The following is an 18,579-nucleotide window of genomic DNA, read 5'->3' on the forward strand; positions in this document are numbered from 1 at the left end:
ACATGAGTTTCGACAGGGAACGCGCCCCGCGCGTCGGCACGGTCAAGGAGGTCACAAGCCTCTCCAACCCGATCATCAAGGATATCAGGGCGCTCGGCCAGAAGAAGCACCGCGAGGAAAGCGGCACGTTTCTGGCCGAGGGACTGAAGCTGATCATAGATGCGCTCGAGCTTGGCTGGACCATCCGCACGCTGATCTATGCCAAGTCCGCCAAGGGCAAGGCGCCGGTGGAAAAGGCCGCCGCCAAGACCGTCGCCTCCGGCGGTCTGGTGCTCGAGGTCTCCGAAAAGGTGCTGGGTGCGATCACGCGGCGCGACAATCCGCAGATGGTCGCAGGCGTTTTCGAAAGCCGCTACCGCCCGCTTGGCGACATCGCGCCGACCCGGAACGAAACCTATATCGCGCTCGACCGGGTGCGCGATCCGGGCAATCTCGGCACCATCATCCGCACGGCGGATGCCGCGGGCGCGTCCGGCATCATCCTCGTCGGCGAGACCACCGATCCGTTTTCGCTGGAGACTGTCCGGGCCACGATGGGCTCGGTCTTTGCCCTGCCTGTGTCCCGCGCGGAACCGAAGGCCTTTCTCGACTGGGCCCGCAAGAGCGATGTCGAGATCGTCGCGACGCATCTGGCAGGCTCGGTCGACTACCGCACCATCGATTACACCAAAAAGCCTGTCGTGCTTTTGATGGGCAATGAGCAGCAGGGGCTGCCGGCAGAACTTGCGGATGGCGCTGGCAGGCTCGCCCGCATTCCGCAGCAGGGCCGTGCTGATTCGCTCAATCTGGCTGTCGCCACCGCGGTGATGCTTTACGAAGCCCGCCGCCATTTGCTTGCCCTTGAGGATAACGGCCGATGATCTCTTCCCTTTCCAGGCCGGGCCCCGCCATCGCCTTCATCGTGATTGCGGTGCTGCTCGACGCGGTGATTAAATATGCGGTGGAGATCTACCTGCCGCTCTACCAGCCTTATGACGTGATCCCGTTCCTCGGCCTCTACAAGACCTATAATCCGGGCATAGCGTTCTCGCTTCTGTCGGATACCAATGGCTGGGCGCTGGTCACGATGCGTCTGGTCATCGTCGCGGTCGTGATCTATCTCTGGCGCAAGACCGCTCCTGGGCAATCGCTTGCTCTGCTCGGCTTTGCGCTCGTCGTTTCCGGAGCGCTCGGCAACATTCTCGATCATTTCATGTATGGCCACGTCGTCGACTATATCCGCTTTCATGTCGGCGACTGGACCTTCCCGATCTTCAATCTCGCCGACAGCTACATCACCGTCGGTGCGGTGATGATCTTCATCCAGGAGTTTTTCCTGAAAGGGCCTGGGGGCCGGACGTCCTGATTTCAGGCGCCCGTTCCGGCGTTATTGATCAATCGTCAAATCCGGCTGGACCTCGCTAACGCCGTGTATTACAGTTGTTATCGGTCGGGCTCTGGCCCGGATAGCACGAAATGGCTGCAGGGGATCCGGCTTTTGGTTTCCGAGCCTTCAGATACGGGATGCGACTGTCACGACGATGTCGCAGTAAAGTGCTTTATGACACCCAAGACGAACAATCCGGATTACGCTATGACGATGGAAGTTCTCGACGTTCTTCAGCCATCGGCGCCCGCTGGGGCCGTTGAGGTCGCGGGCGAGGGGATTCTCGGCCGCATTGGCAGCCTGGAAACGCGGATTGCCGAAACGCCTTCCGAAATCGATGCGGCTCAGTCCGTGCGCTACCGCGTCTTCGTTGAGGAGATGCAGGCCCGGCTGCCCGAAGAGGCGATGAGCGCGCGGCGCGATTTCGACCGCTGGGATGAGATCTTCGACCATCTGCTTGTCATCGACCGCAAGATCGAGGGCGAGACGGAAGACCAGATCGTCGGCACCTACCGGCTGTTGCGCCATGAAGTGGCGCTCGCCCATGGCGGCTTCTATTCCGACGCCGAGTTTCAGACCGCCGATCTCGTTGCCCGTCATCCGGAAACCCGGTTCATGGAGCTTGGCCGCTCCTGCGTGCTGCCGGAATATCGCAGCAAGCGCACGGTCGAACTCTTGTGGCAGGGCAACTGGGCCTATGCGCTGAAGCACGATATCGGCGTGATGTTCGGCTGCGCCTCTTTCCATGGCACAGACCCTTCAGCCCATGCGATGGCGCTTTCCTTCCTGCACCACAATGCCCGCGCCACCGGCGACTGGGCTGTTGCCGCCCGACCCGAACTTGCCGTCGACATGAACATGATGGCGGCCGAAGAAGCCTCGGGCCGCCGGGCGCTCACCGGCCTGCCGCCGCTGATCAAGGGCTATCTGCGCCTCGGTGCCATGGTCGGCGAAGGCGCGGTGATCGACCAGGCGTTCAACACCACCGACGTGCTGATCGTGCTGCCGATTGCCTCGATCTCGGATCGCTACCTCAATTATTACGGCGCCGATGCCGGCCGGTTTGCGAGCTGAAGCGGTTTGCGACCGATTGCGTAGCGATTGAAAGAAAATGCAGCGCGGCGCTGACCCTCTACCTCCACTCTGCGTCATCCTCGGGCTCGACCCGAGGATGTAAACACGGTTCCTCGCGACAGGCGTAGCGGTCGGTTTGCTCTGAGCGCGTCTTCCCCGAAACCCGCAGGCTCCGCTCGCGGCAGAGGTGACTGGATCCTCGGGTCAAGCCCGAGGATGACGCCGAACGTTTGGCGATTCAGCGAGAATGTCGCTGATCTTGCGAACGAGATAATGATGCTCTGCAGCTTGTCCATTGTGACCCTGATAATGTTTTGCCCAGCTTTCTTCCCACCCGCCCTTTCGAGCGCCAGAAAATCGTGACAGATGAAAGGGGAAAATCCCCTCATTTCGAGCGTGCGCCGTGGCAGACGATAATCGTATTCCGACCGAAGAACTGATCTCAGAGGAAAGCCGCGCATCCGCGACGCCGATGATGGAGCAGTATATCGAGATCAAGGCGGCAAACCCCGATCTCCTGCTGTTCTACCGCATGGGCGATTTCTATGAGCTGTTCTTCGACGATGCGGTCGAAGCCGCCCGCGCGCTGTCGATCACGCTCACCAAGCGCGGCCAGCATCTGGGCCGCGATATTCCGATGTGCGGCGTGCCGGTGCATGCCGCCGATGACTACCTGCAAAAGCTGATTGGCCTCGGCTTCCGGGTCGCCGTGTGCGAGCAGACTGAAGATCCAGCGGAAGCCAAGAAGCGCGGCTCGAAATCCGTGGTGCGGCGTGACGTTACCCGGCTCGTGACCGCCGGCACCATTACCGAGGACAAGCTGCTCGCGCCCGGCGAGAGCAATTATCTGATGGCGCTGTCGCGGGTGAAGGGCGAGAGCGCCTACGGTTTAGCCTGGATCGACATTTCGACCGGTGTCTTCCGCGTTACCGCCTCGACCGAAAACCGTCTCGCCGCCGATATCATGCGGGTGGAGCCGCGCGAACTGATCGTTGCCGACAGCGTTTTCAGCGACGAGAAGCTGCGCCCGGTCTTCGATCTCCTCGGCCGCGCCGTCTCCCCACAGCCTTCCGTTCTGTTCGATGGGGCAACCGCGCAGGATCGGTTGGGCCGGTTCTTCGGTGTTGCGACACTGGATGGCTTCGGCCGGTTTTCGCGCACCGAGCTTTCCGCCGCCGCTGCCGCGGTCGCCTATGTCGAGAAGACCCAGATCAACGAACGCCCGCCGCTCGGCATCCCCGAACAGGACGGTGCGTCGTCGTCGATGTTCATCGATCCCGCCACCCGCGCCAATCTGGAACTTGTGCGCACGATGGCGGGCGCCCGCGACGGATCGCTCCTGAAGGCGATAGACCGTACGGTGACCGGCGGCGGTGCCCGTCTTCTCGGCGAACGTTTGATGTCCCCGCTGACGGATGCCGCGATCATTCACGACCGGCTTGATTCCGTCGCCTTCTTCCTCAGTGACCCATCCGTGACCGATGCCGTGCGTGACGGCCTGAAACAATTGCCCGACATGCCGCGGGCTTTGTCACGCCTTGCCCTAGACCGCGGCGGTCCGCGCGACCTGGGCGCGATCCTGAAGGGGCTCGAGGTTGCCCGGTCGATCGCCGATATGCTGGCCGGCGCACCGCTTCCCGATGAGCTTGGCGCTGCACGCAATGCGCTGGAGGCGCTGCCCGATGATCTCGCCTTGAAGCTTGGCGCAACGCTGAGCGACGAATTGCCGTTGCTGAAGCGCGATGGCGGCTTTGTCCGCGCGGGCGCGGATACCGCGCTTGACGAGGCACGGGGACTGCGCGACGCCTCAAGGCGGGTGATCGCAGGCCTGCAGGCGCAATATGCCGAGGAGACCGGCGCCAAGGCGCTGAAGATCAAGCACAACAATGTGCTCGGCTATTTCATCGAGGTGACCGCTGGCAATGCCCGCTCGTTGACCGAAGGCGATGACGCAAAGGCGAAGTTCATCCACCGCCAGACCATGGCGAATGCGATGCGTTTCACCACCGCCGAGCTTGCCGATCTCGAAAGCCGGATCGCCAATGCTGCTGGCGAGGCGCTGGTGATCGAACTCGAAGCTTTCGAGACGATGCGCAAAAGCGTGGTTGATGCAGCCGAAACGCTCAAGAAGGGCGCACTTGCGCTCTCCATCATCGATGTCTCCGCAGCCTTTGCCGTGCTGTCCGAGGCCGAGGCCTATTGCCGGCCTCTGGTGGACGAGACGACGGCCTTCGAGATCACCGGCGGGCGCCATCCGGTGGTCGAGCAGGCGCTGCGCAAGCAATCATCCGGTCCATTCGTCGCCAATGACTGCACGCTGTCGCCGGTGTCGGGCGACAAGGGCTGCCTCTGGCTTCTGACCGGTCCGAACATGGGCGGCAAGTCGACCTTCCTCAGGCAGAATGCGCTGATCGCGATCATGGCGCAGATCGGCGCCTATGTGCCGGCGGCAAGCGCCCATATCGGCATTGTCGACCGGCTGTTTTCCCGCGTCGGCGCATCGGACGATCTGGCGCGCGGGCGCTCCACCTTCATGGTCGAGATGGTGGAAACGGCGGCGATCCTCAATCAGGCCGGTCCGCGCTCGCTGGTGATCCTCGACGAAATCGGACGGGGCACGGCGACCTTTGACGGCTTGTCGATTGCCTGGGCCGCGGTCGAACATCTGCATGATGTCAATTGCTGCCGGGGCCTGTTCGCCACCCATTTCCACGAACTCACCGTGCTTTCGGAAAAGCTCAACCGTCTGGTCAATGCCACGATGCGGGTCAAGGAGTGGAAGGGCGAGGTTGTGTTCCTGCATGAGGTCGGGCCCGGCGCTGCCGACCGCTCCTACGGCATTCAGGTGGCACGTCTTGCCGGACTGCCGGCAGCGGTGGTCAAGCGTGCCAAAAACGTGCTCGCCCGGCTCGAGGATGCCGACCGCAAGAACCCGGCCGCAAGCCTGATCGATGATTTGCCGCTGTTCCAGTCGGCGATGCGGGCGCCCGAGCCCAAGGCATCGGAAGTCGAGGCCATGCTGGGCGAGATCCGTCCCGACGATATGACGCCGCGCGAGGCGCTGGAGGCGCTCTATGCGCTGAAGCGGAAAATGCATGATGCCGTTTCCATTGATGACTGATTTGCTTTAAGACACCTCCGGCGGCGCAAGAACCGCCGATGAAAAAGGCAGGTCGATGCAGACACAAAGGCCAGATCAGCGCGCCGCGCAGCAGACAGTGACCGGCGATGGAACCGAGGCCGGTTCCTTTGCCATGACCGAGGTCTTCGAACCATCCGCGCTGCGCAACGAATTGCGCGCCATTGCCCGGAAAAATGCAGGCAATGCAGATGCGATACGTCAGGATATCCTGGCGCGCCTGAAGGAGATCAACGCTGCCGGACGCGAACGCGCCTATGAGCGCTTGAAGGCCGATGGCGGCGGGCTTGAATGCGCGCGGCGGATTTCCTGGCTTGAAGATCAGATCCTGATCGCGCTGCATGACCTCGTCACCAAGACGATCTTTCCCGATACCCGCAAGGAATTCGCGATCACCGCTGTCGGCGGCTATGGCCGCGACACGCTGGCGCCGGGCTCCGATATCGATCTGCTGTTCCTGATCGAGGACAATGACCGTGCCGACACGCTGAAGGCGATCGAGTATATTCTCTACATGCTCTGGGATCTCGGCCAGAAGGTCGGCCATGCGACCCGCAGCATCTCGGAATGCATCAAGCTCTCCAAGGCCGACATGACGATCCGCACCTCGATCCTGGAGATGCGCTATATCGTTGGCCGCAAGGCGCTCGCCAACACGCTGGAGCGGCGTTTCGACAAGGAAGTGGTGGCCGAAACCGGCCCGGATTTCATCGCGGCAAAGCTTGCCGAGCGCGACCAGCGCCACCGCAAATCATTCGATACCCGCTATCTCGTCGTGCCCAACGTCAAGGAAGGCAAGGGCGGCCTGCGCGATCTCAACACGCTGTTCTGGATCGCCAAATATTTCTACCGCGTGCGCGATACCGCCCAGCTCGTCGAACTTGGCGTGCTGTCGCGGCAGGAGCTGAAACTGTTCGTCCGCGCCGAGGACTTCCTGTGGACCGTGCGCTGCCATTTGCATTTCCTGACCGGCAAGGCCGAGGAACGGCTCTCCTTCGACGTGCAGCGCGAGATCGCCGCAGCGCTCGACTATCAGGACCGGCCGGGCCTTTCTGCCGTCGAGCGGTTCATGAAGCATTATTTCCTGGTGGCCAAGGATGTGGGCGATCTGACCCGGATCTTCTGCTCCGATCTCGAGGAACAGCAGGCCAAGGCCTCGCCCAGCATCGGTCAGGTCGTCTGGTCGAAATTTTCACGCCGCCAGCGCAAGATACCGGGCTCGATCGAATTCGTGTCCGACAGCGGACGGATCGCGCTTGCCGAGCCGGACGTCTTCAAGAAGGATCCGGTCGCTCTCATCCGCTTCTTCTACGTCGCCGTCATCAACGACCTTGAATTCCATCCCGACGCGCTGAAGATCGTTACCCGCTCCCTGTCGCTGATCAACAAGGACCTTCGGGAAAACGAAGAGGCGAACCGGCTGTTCCTGTCGATCCTGACCTCGCGCAATGATCCGGCACTTTATCTGAGGCGCATGAACGAGGCAGGCGTGCTCGGCCGGTTCATCCCGGAATTCGGGCGGATCGTGTCGATGATGCAGTTCAACATGTATCATCACTTCACTGTTGACGAGCATCTGATCCGCGCGGTCGGCGTGCTGTCGGAGATCGACAATGCCGGCGGGCAGTCCGAGCAGCATCCGCTGGCGGCACGGCTGATCCAGTCGCTCGACGACCGGGCCGTGCTCTATGTCGCGGTGCTGCTGCACGATGTCGCCAAGGGCCGCAAGGAAGATCATTCGATCGCCGGCGCTCGCGTCGCGCGCAAGCTCTGCCCGCGCTTCGGCATGACACCGAAGCAGACCGAGCTGGTCGCCTGGCTGATCGACAATCACCTGGTGATGTCGATGACTTCCCAGACCCGCGATCTCGCCGACCGCAAGACGGTGGTCGATTTCGTCGATACCGTGCAATCGCTCGACCGGCTGAACCTGCTGCTGATCCTGACCGTCTGCGATATCCGCGCCGTAGGTCCCGATGTCTGGAACGGCTGGAAGGGCCAGCTCCTGCGCACGCTCTACTACGAATCGGAAATCTTGCTGTCCGGCGGCTTCTCCGCCGTTTCCCGCAAGGCCCGCGCCGAACGCGCGGTGGAAGTGCTCGAAGATTCGCTGACGGGCTGGAGCGATGCCGAGCGGCACAAATACGCCAATCTGCAATATCAGAACTACCTGCTCTCGGTACCGCTCGAGGATCAGGTCCGCCATGCCCGTTTCATTCGTGACGCGGACAAGACGCGGCAGCTGTTTTCGACCATGGTGCGCACCAATGCGTTTCATGACATCACCGAGATCACGCTGCTTGCCCCGGACCACCCGCGGCTTCTGTCGATCATCGCGGGCGCCTGTGCGGCGACCGGCGCCAATATTGCCGACGCCCAGATCTTCACGACGACGGATGGCCGCGCGCTCGATACCATCCTTTTGAACCGCGCCTTTCCCGATGATGCGGACGAATTGCGGCGTGCCAACACGATCGGCAAGCTGATCGAGGATCTGCTGGCAGGCCGCAAGCACCTGAACGAGCTGATCGCGGCCCGCAAGCGCGAGCGCCGCTCGGTCAAGCCGTTTTCGGTTACCACCCATGTCTCGGTGTCGAACAAGCTTTCCAACATCTTCACCGTGATCGAGATCGAGTGCCTCGACCGCACCGGCCTTCTCGCCGACGTGACCCAGACGCTCTCGGAATTGTCGCTCGACATCCAGACGGCGCGGATCACGACCTTCGGCGAGAAGGTGATCGACAGCTTCTACGTGACCGATCTCGTGGGCGCCAAGATCACCAGCGAAAGCCGTCAGGCGGCGATTGTCGAGAGGATGAAGGCGGTGCTTGACGACAAGGGCGATGCCTATCGCAAGGGCATGCCGCCGGGCATGCTGCTGCCGGCCGAAGCCGAAAACAGGGCGCGCCGGGTCGAAATCAGGGATGGACGCAATAAATGAGCCTTGCCGGCAAGTTCGCCACCGTTGGTGGGGCAACATTCGCAAGCCGACTGTTCGGTTTCGCGCGTGAAACGATGATGGCGGCAGCTCTTGGCAATGGCGCGATGGCCGACGTTTTCTACGCCGCCTTCCGTTTTCCCAACCTGTTTCGCCGGCTGTTTGCCGAAGGCGCATTCAACGCCGCCTTCGTGCCGCTGTTTTCCAAGGAGATCGAGGAAAACGGGATCGACGGCGCCAAGCGCTTCTCCGAGCAAGTCCTGGGCGTTCTGTTTTCGGCCCTGTTCCTGATCACCGTGCTGATGGAACTGGCGATGCCGCTGATCGTGCGCTTCATCATCGCGCCCGGCTTTGCAGATGATGCCGACAAGTTCGAGATGACCGTGCGGCTGTCATCGGTGATGTTTCCCTATCTGATCTGCATGTCGCTGATGGCGATGATGAGCGGGATGCTGAATTCGCTGCACCGCTATTTCGCGGCCGCGATCGCGCCGGTTTTCCTCAATGTCGTGCTGATTGGCGTGCTGGCCTACGGCGTGTGGGTCAAGGCGGACCCGCAGATGATGGCGGAGTATCTCTCCTGGGGCGTGCTCGGCGCCGGCGTCATCCAGCTTGCCGTGGTCTGGTTCGATGTCCGCCGCGCCGGCATCCGCTTTACTTTCCGCCTGCCGAGGATCACGCCGAAGATCCGCCGTCTCGTGGCGCTCGCGGTGCCCGCTGCCATCACCGGCGGCGTCATCCAGATCAATCAGCTGATCGGCCAGGCGGTCGCCTCCGGCAAGGACGGGGCGATCTCGGCGCTGCAATATGCCGACCGGCTCTACCAGTTGCCGCTCGGCGTCGTCGGCGTTGCCGGCGGCGTGGTGCTGCTGCCGGAATTGTCGCGGGCGCTGAAGGGCGGCAATTTCAAGGAAGCCGGCCATATCCAGAACCGCACCATCGAATTCGTGCTGTTCCTGACGGTGCCGGCGGCTTTCGGCCTGATGATGATTTCGACCGAGATCACCCGGGTGCTTTACGAACGTGGCGCGTTCACGCCGGAAACCACCTCGCTGGTGGCCGCAATCATGACCGTCTATGCCTTCGGCCTGCCGGCCTTTGCGCTCACCAAGGCGCTGCAGCCCGCTTTCTATGCGCGCGAGAACACAAAGCTGCCGATGCGGTTCACGATGATCGCGGTCGGCATCAATTCCGTTCTGGCGATCTCGCTGTTTCCGATTCTCGCCGAACGCGGCATTGCGCTTGCCGAGGTGGTGTCGGGCTGGACCAATGTCGTGCTTCTTGCCACGACCCTATTCATCACCGGCCATCTGAAGCTCGACAGGCTTCTTGCCCGCCGTGTGCCGATGATTGTGCTGAGCGCGGCAGCAATGGCGGCGGCCGTGAAGTTTGCGGCGGTGAAGCTTGACCACTGGTTTGAGCCGGGATCGCATTTCCTTGATCAATTGGGCGGCGTGCTGATCCTGATCGCGGTCGCGATGGTCGTCTATTTCGGCCTCGTGCTTGCAACCGGTGGCGTCAACCGCGCGTTGATCATGAAGCTCGTTCGCCGCCGCCGGGGATAGTCCGGCTTCACAGTTTGACGCGTCGCGCGGGGCGGTGCATAAGCGCTGCCAGCAAAATTCAACCGACCGGGCCCTCCACCCGTCCGAAAGAGATGAGACATGAGCGAATTCAAGCCGCAAATCTTCTCCGGCATCCAGCCGACCGGCAATCTGCACCTCGGCAACTATCTTGGCGCGCTGCGCAAGTTCGTCGCGCTGCAGGAGCAGATGGACTGCATCTACTGCGTGGTCGACATGCATTCTCTGACGGCCCAGCTCGTCCATGAGGACCTGAAGGAGCAGACCCGCGCGATCACGGCGGCCTATCTCGCCTCCGGCATCGATCCGGTGAAGCACATCGTCTTCAACCAGTCGAAGGTGCGCGAGCATGCCGAACTCGCCTGGGTCTTCAATTGCGTTGCCCGCGTCGGCTGGATGAACCGGATGACACAGTTCAAGGACAAGGCCGGCAAGGACCGCGAGAACGCGTCGCTTGGCCTGCTTGCCTATCCGAGCCTGATGGCAGCCGACATTCTTCTCTACCGCGCAACGCACGTTCCGGTGGGCGATGACCAGAAGCAGCATCTGGAACTCACTCGCGATATTGCGATGAAGTTCAATCTGGATTTCGAAGGCAAGATCCGTAACAGCGGAACCGGCATCGACATTACCGTTGGCGATCAGCCGGTGCACGCCTTCTTCCCGATGGTCGAGCCGCTGATCGAGGGGCCTGCGCCGCGCGTGATGAGCCTCAAGGACGGCACCAAGAAGATGTCGAAATCCGACCCGTCGGACCTCTCGCGCATCAACCTCACCGACGATGCCGACACCGTGGCCCGCAAGATCCGCAAGGCGAAGACCGACCCGGATGCGCTGCCGAGCGAAATCGAGGGGCTGAAGGGCAGGGCGGAGGCCGACAATCTGGTTGGCATTTTCGCGGCCCTTTCCGATCGCGCCAAGGCGGATGTTCTTGCCGAATTCGGCGGCCAGCAGTTCTCGCAGTTCAAGCCGGCGCTTGCCGATCTCGCGGTTTCCGTGCTCGCGCCGATCACCGAGGAAATGCGCCGTCTCAACGACGATCCGGGGCATATCGACGCCGTTCTGAAGGATGGTGGAGAGCGCGCCGGGGTGATCGCGGAAAAGACCATGAAGGACGTCCACGAGATCGTCGGCCTTCTCTGACACTTGCTTTTTGCCCAATCGTGATATGATGCGCATCCGGCCCCATGGGGCCGGGCAGGGCCATTTGCTTGCCTTTTCGAATGTCCAACAAGCCTTCCTGACACTGGTGGAGTGACGCGACAATGGTTTCCAAACGTCTATCCGGCGAGGCCGGACATCGCCGCAAATTCATGGCCATCGTGGACGATACGCCCGAATGCATCCGCGCCGTGCGCTATGCCGGCCGCCGTGCCAAGAATTCCAATGGCGGCCTGGTGCTCTGCTACATCATTCCCGAGCAGGAGACCCAGCAGTGGATCGGCGTGCAGGAGATCATTCGCGCCGAGGCCCGCGAGGAAGCGGAATCGATCGTCAACCGTGCGGCGGAAAACGTGCGCGAGGCGATCGGCATCGAGCCTGAAATCGTAATCCTCGAGGGGGACAGGGCCGAACGGATCAATGCTGCCGTCGAGGAGGACCGCGATATCGCGATCCTGGTTCTGGCCGCCGGTCCTGCCAAGGAAGGGCCGGGTCCGCTGGTCTCGATGCTCGCGGCCCGCGGCAAGGCCTTCACCATTCCGGTGACGGTTCTGCCCGACGGGCTTGACGACGCCGATATCGACGCACTGTGCTGAACCCTTGCGCTTCGACGTTCGAGCGCCGATATAGGGGCAAACCGCCCGCAAAGATTTGGAGATGAAGATGTTCATCCAGACCGAAACGACCCCCAATCCCGCGACCCTGAAATTCCTGCCCGGCCGCGAAGTGATGGTGGGCGGCAATGTGGATTTCAAATCCGCCGACGATGCAATCGTGTCGCCGCTCGCCACGCGTCTGTTTGCCGTGCCCGGTGTGGAAGGCGTGATGTTTGGCTATGATTTCGTTGCCGTAACCAAGGGCGCCCCCGAGTGGCAGCACCTCAAGCCGGCAATCCTCGGCGCGATCATGGAGCATTTCCTGTCCGGCGCGCCGGTGATGGCCGAGGGCGCTTCTCCGGCGATCGATCCCGACAGCGATGAGGAGTTCTTCGATGAAGGCGATGAAACCATCGTCGCCACCATCAAGGAATTGCTCGAGACCCGCGTCCGTCCTGCCGTTGCGCAGGATGGCGGCGACATCACCTTCCGCGGCTATCGCGAGGGCACGGTGTTTCTCAACATGAAGGGTGCATGCTCCGGCTGCCCGTCATCCACGGCGACGCTGAAACACGGCGTCCAGAACCTGCTCCACCACTTCGTGCCTGAAGTGCAGGAAGTGGAAGCCGTCTGAGGACTGATATGCTTCTACTGGCGCTTGATACGGCACAGGCAGACTGCTCGGCCGCGGTGCTGGACTGCGCCTCCGGCACGGTTGCCGGCCGCGCGGTCGAGACCATCGGCAAGGGCCATGCCGAGCGGATGATGGCCGTGATCGATGCAGCCCTCGCTGGAGCCCGCGTGAAACCCGCAGACATCGGCCGCGTTGCCGTCAATGTGGGGCCGGGCTCGTTCACAGGCGTCCGCATCGCGGTTGCAACGGCGCGCGCTCTGGCGCTTGCGATCAAGGCCGAATGCGTTGGCGTTTCCTCGCTTTCGGCCATTGGCGAACAGCATCGGCTGGCGCGTCCCGGTGTGCCGATCCTTGCCACGCTCGATGCGCGGCGAGGGGAAGCCTTCGCCCAGGTCATCGATGCTGACGGCAATGCGGTGACGGAGCCTGCAGCCTATCGCTACGAGGACCTTGAAGGCTTGGCCCGCACCCATGGTGCCATTCCCGTTGGCACCGGTGCGATCGTCGCCGGCCTTGCCGAGGCCGCTGCGGAAGACCGCGTCGCCATCGAGACGCTCGCCTTGCTCGGTGCACGCACCAATCCCGGTCCTTCGGTTTCCCCGCTCTATCTGCGCGCCCCAGACGCCAAGCCGCAGATCGGCTTTGCTGTCGAAAGGGCGTGAGGGCATGCTTATGCCTTTTCTCGTCCCGCCATCCGCAAAGCCCCCCGATCTTCTCGCCCCGAAGGGGAAAGATGTCGCGAAAGCGACACTGAGGGGGAAGTCCGTCCTCACGAACGCCCTCACGACGTTGAACCGCAGTTTCACCCTCACTGCCCCTCTCGGGGCATCTCTCCCGCAGGCGGGAGAGAGTATCGGGAACAAGCCTCGCGTTTCTTTCTTCAAGCTGGCGCGGTCGTGTGCGGAAGCGTTTTCGCGTTCGGCTGGAGAAGGCGTTCTTACGCCGCAGGCGCATCGCTATCACAAGGGAGGCAATCCATGCTGCCGTCCTTCCTGAAGCGCAATGCCGAATTCGATCTGTTTCCGCTTGAAGAGGAACATCTGAACCTTGCAGCCGATCTTCACCGCAAGCGGTTTTCGCCGGCGTGGAGCGCGGGCGAATTTCGCAAGCTTCTGGCGCAGGATCCAGTCTACGGCCATATCGTGCGTTCTTCGCGGCGGCCGGCTGCGGCTGCGGGTTTCGTTCTGGCGCGCAATGCCGGCGACGAATCGGAAATCCTGACGATCTGCGTCGACCGCCAGTTTGCCCGCAACGGGCTTGGCTGGCGGCTGATGGTGGCGGCGATGCAGGAGGCCAAGGCGCGCGGCGCCGAAGCCATGCTGCTTGAGGTCTCGGCGGAAAACGCGGCGGCAATCGCGCTTTACCAGAAGCTGCGCTTTGTCGAGGTCGGCCGGCGAAAGGCGTATTACACCCACGACGATGGTACCAGAACCACCGCGCTTGTCATGCGGCGCGAACTCCGCTAACCCGGAATCGTAAACGACGCTCAGCCGGTTCTCCGGCCTCAACCGCCGGTACACCTGGAATGAACGATCTGCCGAAAACGCTTGAGGAAATCTGCGCCGAACGCGGCATGCGCATGACCGAGCAGCGCCGGGTGGTGGCCCGCGTGCTGCAGGAGGCGGAGGACCATCCCGATGTCGAGGAACTGCACCGCCGTGCGGTGCTGGTCGACCAGCGGATCTCGATCTCCACCGTCTATCGCACGCTGAAGCTGTTCGAGGATGCGGGCATTATCGCCCGTCATGATTTCCGCGATGGCCGGTCGCGCTACGAGACGGTGCCGGAAGAGCATCACGACCATCTGATCGATCTGAAAACCGGGGTCGTGATCGAATTCCACTCGCCCGAGATCGAGGCGCTGCAGGAGCGGATCGCGCGCGAGTACGGATTGCGGCTGGTCGATCACCGGCTGGAGCTTTACGGCGTTCCGATCAAGAACCGGGGCGACTGAGCGGTGATCTGGCTGCGCTATTTCTATGTCGCCATCGTGCTGCTGGTGACCACGCTCGTGCTGTCGCCGCTGCAGATTGTGGCGCTGTGGAGGGGCTGGAAGATCGCGCGCAAATTGCCGCGCTACTGGCACATGGTCGCCTGTTTCGTTCTCGGCATCCGCATTCATGTCCATGGCGATCTCGAACACGCGCGGCCGCTGATGCTATCGGCCAATCACACCACATGGCTTGATATTGTGGTGCTGGGCCGGGTTGCAGATGTCGCCTTCATCGCCAAGAACGAGGTCAAGACCTGGCCGGTCTTCGGCCTGTTCGCAAGGCTGCAGAATTCGGTCTTCATTGAGCGCGCCGACAAGCGCGGCACGGGACGGCAGGTGGGCTCGATCGCCGAGCGGCTTTCGGCGGGCGAGATCATCGTCCTGTTTCCCGAAGGCACGACATCTGACGGCAACCGGATCTATCCGATCAAATATTCGCTTTTCGGCGCGGCCTCGACCGCTGTGCCGCAGTCGCCGACCGGCAAGGTTCATGTCCAGCCGGTGGCGGTTGCCTATACCGGCGTCAGGGGCCTGCCGATGGGCCGCGCGCTGCGTCCGATCGTCGCCTGGCCAGGCGATGTCGAGATGCTGCCCTCGCTTGCGGGCGTGATCAAGGCCGGCGCTTTCGATGTGGATGTCTGCTTCGGCGAGAGCGTGGTGTTCGATGCGGATACCAAGCGCAAGGAAGCCGCCGCCGAAATCGAGAGCCGCATGCGTACGCTTTTGGGCGAGCGGCTGCGCGGGCGCTGACGATTTCCTGATTTTCTCTTTTTTGATTTTCTCCTGGGGCAAACCGCGTTAAAAGGCCGCCATGAGCGAACAGATCACACTATCCCAGCCCGGCATCTCCAATCAGCGCAAGGTCTTCATCAAGACCTATGGCTGTCAGATGAACGTCTATGACAGCGAGCGCATGGGCGAGGCGCTGGCCGCTGACGGCTATCAGCCGACCGAGGTGATCGAGGATGCCGACCTGATCCTGCTCAACACCTGCCACATTCGCGAAAAGGCTGCCGAGAAGGTCTATTCGGCGCTCGGGCGTTACCGCGACCTCAAGGCCGAGCGGGCCAAGGATGGGCGCGAGACGCTGATCGGCGTAGCCGGCTGCGTCGCTCAGGCGGAAGGCGAGGAGATCCTGCGCCGCGCGCCGGATGTCGATGTCGTCATCGGCCCGCAGACCTATCACCGCCTGCCGGAGGCTCTGAGAAGGGCAAAGACCGGCGAGCGCGTGGTCGATACCGAATATGCAGTCGAAGACAAGTTCGATTACCTGCCGAAGAAGGAGCGCGGCGCGCGCCCGAAGAATGTCTCAGCCTTTTTGACCGTGCAGGAAGGCTGCGACAAGTTCTGCACCTTCTGCGTGGTGCCCTATACCCGCGGCTCGGAAATTTCCCGCTCGACCAAGCAGATCGTCGACGAGGCGCAGCGGCTTGCTGAAAATGGCGTGCGCGAGATCACGCTGCTCGGCCAGAACGTCAATGCCTGGCACGGCGAGAGCGCGGACGGTTCCGGCTGGGGCCTTGGCGACTTGCTGTTCCACCTGTCGGAAATCGAGGGCATTGCCCGGCTGCGCTACACCACCAGCCATCCGCGCGACATGGATGACCGGTTGATGGAGGCCCATCGCGATCTGCCGAAACTGATGCCCTATCTGCATCTTCCGGTGCAGGCGGGTTCCGACCGGATCCTGAAGGCGATGAACCGCCGCCATACGGCCGAAGATTACCTTGCCCTGATCGAACGCATCCGCGCGGCGCGTCCCGATATCGCGCTTTCCGGTGATTTCATCGTCGGCTTTCCCGGCGAGACCGACGCGGATTTCGAGGCGACGATGGCGCTCATCGAAAAGGTGCGTTACGCGCAGGCCTTCTCGTTCAAATATTCCCCGCGCCCCGGCACGCCCGGGGCTGATCTTGGCGATCAGGTGCCGGAAGCGGTCAAGGCTGACCGCCTGCAGCGGCTCCAGGCGCTGCTGACCCGCCATCAGCTTGAGTTCGCGCAGTCGCGGGTCGGTATGGAGATGGATATCCTGCTCGAAAAGCCGGGCCGCAATCCCGGCCAGCTCATTGGGCGTTCCCCCTGGCTGCAATCGGTGGTGATCGATGGCGGAAACGCTGCCATCGGCGATCTCGTGCGGGTGCGCATCACCGATGCCGCCACCAACAGCCTTGCGGGCGTCCGGCTTGCCTGATCGGTGACAATCCCATGAATTTGTCGGGGCGAAATACAATTCGCTTCACAAAGGGCAGAATCACGATTAGCCTTCTCACATGAAGCTTGATTGGCGAGTTGAGACTCACATTTCTGCCGTTTTACTTCTGTCTTTGACTGAACGATCCCCCATGTATCGTAACGAAGAAGACGCTGCTGTTGCCGGCAAGGCCGGACCGGTGGCGCCCCTTGCGTTTGACCCGAGGAGCAAGAACGCTTGAACGCTACTGATATGGTTGTCACGCACGCAAAATCGGCGGGCCCTGATGCCAGCCACTTCGTGCTCACCTTCGAGAACAATCGCTATGCCAGCGAATTGTTCGGTCAGTTTGATGAACATCTGAAATTGCTGGAGAAGGAGCTCGGCGTCGTCGCCGTGCCACGCGGCAATTCGGTGGCGCTGAGCGGCGCAACGCTCGCCACCCATCAAGCCCGCCGGGCGCTCGATTATCTTTACGCACAGCTGCAAAAAGGCGCGCAATTGGAAAAATCAGATGTCGAAGGGGCGATCCGCATGGCGCGGGCCGCCGATGATCAGCTGACGCTGCCGACGCTGGAGCGGAAGGCGAGGCTTTCCATGTCCCAGATTTCCACCCGCAAGAAATCGATTGCGGCGCGCACGCCGGCGCAGGACGGCTATATCCGCGCGATGGAGCGCAACGAGCTGGTGTTCGGCGTGGGGCCTGCCGGTACCGGCAAGACCTACCTCGCCGTTGCCTATGCCGCCCAGCTTCTGGAGCGCGGTGCGATCGAGAAGATCATCCTTTCGCGGCCTGCCGTGGAAGCTGGGGAGCGGCTCGGCTTTCTGCCGGGCGACATGAAGGAGAAGGTCGATCCCTATCTGCGTCCGCTCTATGACGCGCTCTACGACATGATCCCGGGCGATCGGGTGGAGCGCGCTATGACGGCCGGCGTAATCGAGATCGCACCGCTCGCCTTCATGCGCGGGCGCACGCTGACAAATGCGGCGGTAATCCTTGACGAGGCGCAGAACACGACGTCGATGCAGATGAAGATGTTCTTGACCCGTCTTGGCGAAAATTCGCGGATGATCATCACCGGCGATCCGAGCCAGGTCGACCTGCCGCGCGGCATCAAGTCGGGGCTGGTTGAGGCGCTCGACGTTCTGGAGGGCATCGAGGGTGTCTCGACCACCCGTTTCACCGACAAGGACGTGGTGCGCCATCCGCTGGTTGCCCGCATCGTGGCGGCCTATGAAGGCAGGACGCGTACGCCGGAGCCCCGCGGAGACGGTAACGCCTGATATGGCAAGTTTCGATTTTCAGGTGAGCCGGGAAGCCGATGGCTGGCCCGATGAGGCCGCTTTGGAAGCGCTGGTGATCCGCGTCATTGGCGCAGCCGCGAGCTATCTGGAGAAGGTCGAGGGGCAGCCATTTCCCGCCCACGACACGGAGCTGTCGCTGGTCTTTACCGATGATGCGGCGATCCGCGAGATCAATGCGGAATGGCGCGACAAGGACAAGGCGACCAACGTCCTGTCCTTTCCGGCCTTTCCTGTCATTCCCGGCGGTATGCCGGGCCCGATGCTGGGCGACATCGTGATTGCGCGCGAAACCGTGGCGCGCGAGGCGGAAGAGCTAGACAAGGGGTTCGACGATCACCTCACCCATCTTCTGGTGCATGGATTTCTGCATCTTTTGGGGTATGATCACATCGAAAACGACGATGCCGAAATTATGGAGCGTCTCGAGACTCGCATTTTGGCCACACTTGACCTATCTGATCCCTATCAGGGCAGCGACCCTCTCTAACGCCTAAGGAACAATGAACCAGCAACAGATTGTACCGCTCGGTGACAGCGGTCAGGATTCGGAAGACGGATCCGAGCTCGACGAGCCGAACAGTCCGGAGACGGGCAAAACA

General features: G+C 62.1%; 16 protein-coding genes. All 16 read left to right on the forward strand.

From position 1 onward, the window contains the following. The first annotated feature begins 2 nt into the window (after positions 1-2). The 16 genes from HPQ62_RS16785 (at position 3) to ybeY (ending at position 18,467) form a co-directional block, all read left to right on the forward strand. Positions 3-860 carry a TrmH family RNA methyltransferase gene (locus HPQ62_RS16785; protein WP_174803723.1) on the forward strand — a complete coding sequence of 286 codons (858 nt, stop codon included), beginning with the start codon at positions 3-5 and terminating at the stop codon, positions 858-860. Beyond that, entirely contained in the window at positions 857-1,345 is a 489-nt protein-coding gene (lspA, locus tag HPQ62_RS16790; protein ID WP_174803724.1) for a signal peptidase II, read from the forward strand. The genes HPQ62_RS16785 and lspA overlap by 4 nt, the downstream gene beginning before the upstream one ends. A gap of 234 nt (positions 1,346-1,579) precedes the next feature. After that, positions 1,580-2,440 carry a l-ornithine N(alpha)-acyltransferase gene (gene olsB / locus HPQ62_RS16795; protein ID WP_425312642.1) on the forward strand — a complete coding sequence of 287 codons (861 nt, stop codon included), beginning with the start codon at positions 1,580-1,582 and terminating at the stop codon, positions 2,438-2,440. Positions 2,441-2,843: 403 nt separating this feature from the next. Further along, a complete protein-coding gene (gene mutS, locus HPQ62_RS16800; protein ID WP_174803726.1) occupies positions 2,844-5,561 on the forward strand; it encodes a DNA mismatch repair protein MutS in 2,718 nt (905 codons plus the stop codon). A 55-nt stretch (positions 5,562-5,616) separates the two neighbouring features. Then, the gene (locus HPQ62_RS16805; RefSeq protein WP_174803727.1) at positions 5,617-8,520 is read left to right on the forward strand and encodes a [protein-PII] uridylyltransferase; all 2,904 of its coding nucleotides are present in this window, start codon (positions 5,617-5,619) and stop codon (positions 8,518-8,520) included. Then, positions 8,517-10,082, forward strand: a complete 1,566-nt coding sequence (gene murJ / locus HPQ62_RS16810) for a murein biosynthesis integral membrane protein MurJ (RefSeq protein ID WP_174803728.1) — start codon at positions 8,517-8,519, stop codon at positions 10,080-10,082. Before HPQ62_RS16805 ends, murJ begins: the two co-directional genes overlap by 4 nt. Before the next feature lie 99 nt (positions 10,083-10,181). Continuing rightward, entirely contained in the window at positions 10,182-11,243 is a 1,062-nt protein-coding gene (gene trpS, locus HPQ62_RS16815; protein WP_174803729.1) for a tryptophan--tRNA ligase, read from the forward strand. 122 nt (positions 11,244-11,365) lie between these two features. Beyond that, entirely contained in the window at positions 11,366-11,857 is a 492-nt protein-coding gene (locus HPQ62_RS16820; RefSeq protein ID WP_174803730.1) for a universal stress protein, read from the forward strand. A gap of 67 nt (positions 11,858-11,924) precedes the next feature. After that, positions 11,925-12,491, forward strand: a complete 567-nt coding sequence (locus tag HPQ62_RS16825) for a NifU family protein (RefSeq protein WP_174803731.1) — start codon at positions 11,925-11,927, stop codon at positions 12,489-12,491. Positions 12,492-12,499: 8 nt separating this feature from the next. Next, positions 12,500-13,153 (forward strand): tRNA (adenosine(37)-N6)-threonylcarbamoyltransferase complex dimerization subunit type 1 TsaB, encoded by a 654-nt coding sequence (tsaB, locus tag HPQ62_RS16830; RefSeq protein ID WP_174803732.1) that lies wholly within the window; start codon positions 12,500-12,502, stop codon positions 13,151-13,153. Positions 13,154-13,468: 315 nt separating this feature from the next. Beyond that, complete coding sequence (locus tag HPQ62_RS16835; RefSeq protein WP_174803733.1) at positions 13,469-13,957, forward strand: GNAT family N-acetyltransferase; 489 nt, start codon at positions 13,469-13,471, stop codon at positions 13,955-13,957. Between the two features lie 59 nt (positions 13,958-14,016). Then, positions 14,017-14,445, forward strand: coding sequence for a Fur family transcriptional regulator (locus tag HPQ62_RS16840; protein ID WP_174803734.1), 429 nt, complete (start codon positions 14,017-14,019; stop codon positions 14,443-14,445). Between the two features lie 3 nt (positions 14,446-14,448). Beyond that, positions 14,449-15,234 carry a lyso-ornithine lipid O-acyltransferase gene (gene olsA / locus HPQ62_RS16845; RefSeq protein ID WP_174803735.1) on the forward strand — a complete coding sequence of 262 codons (786 nt, stop codon included), beginning with the start codon at positions 14,449-14,451 and terminating at the stop codon, positions 15,232-15,234. A 61-nt stretch (positions 15,235-15,295) separates the two neighbouring features. Further along, complete coding sequence (gene miaB, locus HPQ62_RS16850; protein WP_174803736.1) at positions 15,296-16,675, forward strand: tRNA (N6-isopentenyl adenosine(37)-C2)-methylthiotransferase MiaB; 1,380 nt, start codon at positions 15,296-15,298, stop codon at positions 16,673-16,675. Between the two features lie 252 nt (positions 16,676-16,927). Beyond that, the gene (locus tag HPQ62_RS16855; protein WP_425312643.1) at positions 16,928-17,959 is read left to right on the forward strand and encodes a PhoH family protein; all 1,032 of its coding nucleotides are present in this window, start codon (positions 16,928-16,930) and stop codon (positions 17,957-17,959) included. A 1-nt stretch (position 17,960) separates the two neighbouring features. After that, the gene (gene ybeY / locus HPQ62_RS16860) at positions 17,961-18,467 is read left to right on the forward strand and encodes an rRNA maturation RNase YbeY (RefSeq protein ID WP_174803738.1); all 507 of its coding nucleotides are present in this window, start codon (positions 17,961-17,963) and stop codon (positions 18,465-18,467) included. Positions 18,468-18,579 lie beyond the last annotated feature (112 nt).

The organism is Martelella limonii (assembly GCF_013344475.1).
GTDB classification, from domain to species: domain Bacteria; phylum Pseudomonadota; class Alphaproteobacteria; order Rhizobiales; family Rhizobiaceae; genus Martelella; species Martelella limonii.

Bases quoted from the DNA above. Each gene is read 5' to 3' on its own strand.
- HPQ62_RS16785 (WP_174803723.1), top strand. From the start codon at position 3: ATGAGTTTCGACAGGGAACGCGCCCCGCGCGTCGGCACGGTCAAGGAG.
- lspA (WP_174803724.1), top strand. From the start codon at position 857: ATGATCTCTTCCCTTTCCAGGCCGGGCCCCGCCATCGCCTTCATCGTG.
- olsB (WP_425312642.1), top strand. From the start codon at position 1,580: ATGGAAGTTCTCGACGTTCTTCAGCCATCGGCGCCCGCTGGGGCCGTT.
- HPQ62_RS16805 (WP_174803727.1), top strand. From the start codon at position 5,617: ATGCAGACACAAAGGCCAGATCAGCGCGCCGCGCAGCAGACAGTGACC.
- murJ (WP_174803728.1), top strand. From the start codon at position 8,517: ATGAGCCTTGCCGGCAAGTTCGCCACCGTTGGTGGGGCAACATTCGCA.
- trpS (WP_174803729.1), top strand. From the start codon at position 10,182: ATGAGCGAATTCAAGCCGCAAATCTTCTCCGGCATCCAGCCGACCGGC.
- HPQ62_RS16820 (WP_174803730.1), top strand. From the start codon at position 11,366: ATGGTTTCCAAACGTCTATCCGGCGAGGCCGGACATCGCCGCAAATTC.
- HPQ62_RS16825 (WP_174803731.1), top strand. From the start codon at position 11,925: ATGTTCATCCAGACCGAAACGACCCCCAATCCCGCGACCCTGAAATTC.
- tsaB (WP_174803732.1), top strand. From the start codon at position 12,500: ATGCTTCTACTGGCGCTTGATACGGCACAGGCAGACTGCTCGGCCGCG.
- HPQ62_RS16835 (WP_174803733.1), top strand. From the start codon at position 13,469: ATGCTGCCGTCCTTCCTGAAGCGCAATGCCGAATTCGATCTGTTTCCG.
- HPQ62_RS16840 (WP_174803734.1), top strand. From the start codon at position 14,017: ATGAACGATCTGCCGAAAACGCTTGAGGAAATCTGCGCCGAACGCGGC.
- miaB (WP_174803736.1), top strand. From the start codon at position 15,296: ATGAGCGAACAGATCACACTATCCCAGCCCGGCATCTCCAATCAGCGC.
- HPQ62_RS16855 (WP_425312643.1), top strand. From the start codon at position 16,928: ATGGTTGTCACGCACGCAAAATCGGCGGGCCCTGATGCCAGCCACTTC.
- ybeY (WP_174803738.1), top strand. From the start codon at position 17,961: ATGGCAAGTTTCGATTTTCAGGTGAGCCGGGAAGCCGATGGCTGGCCC.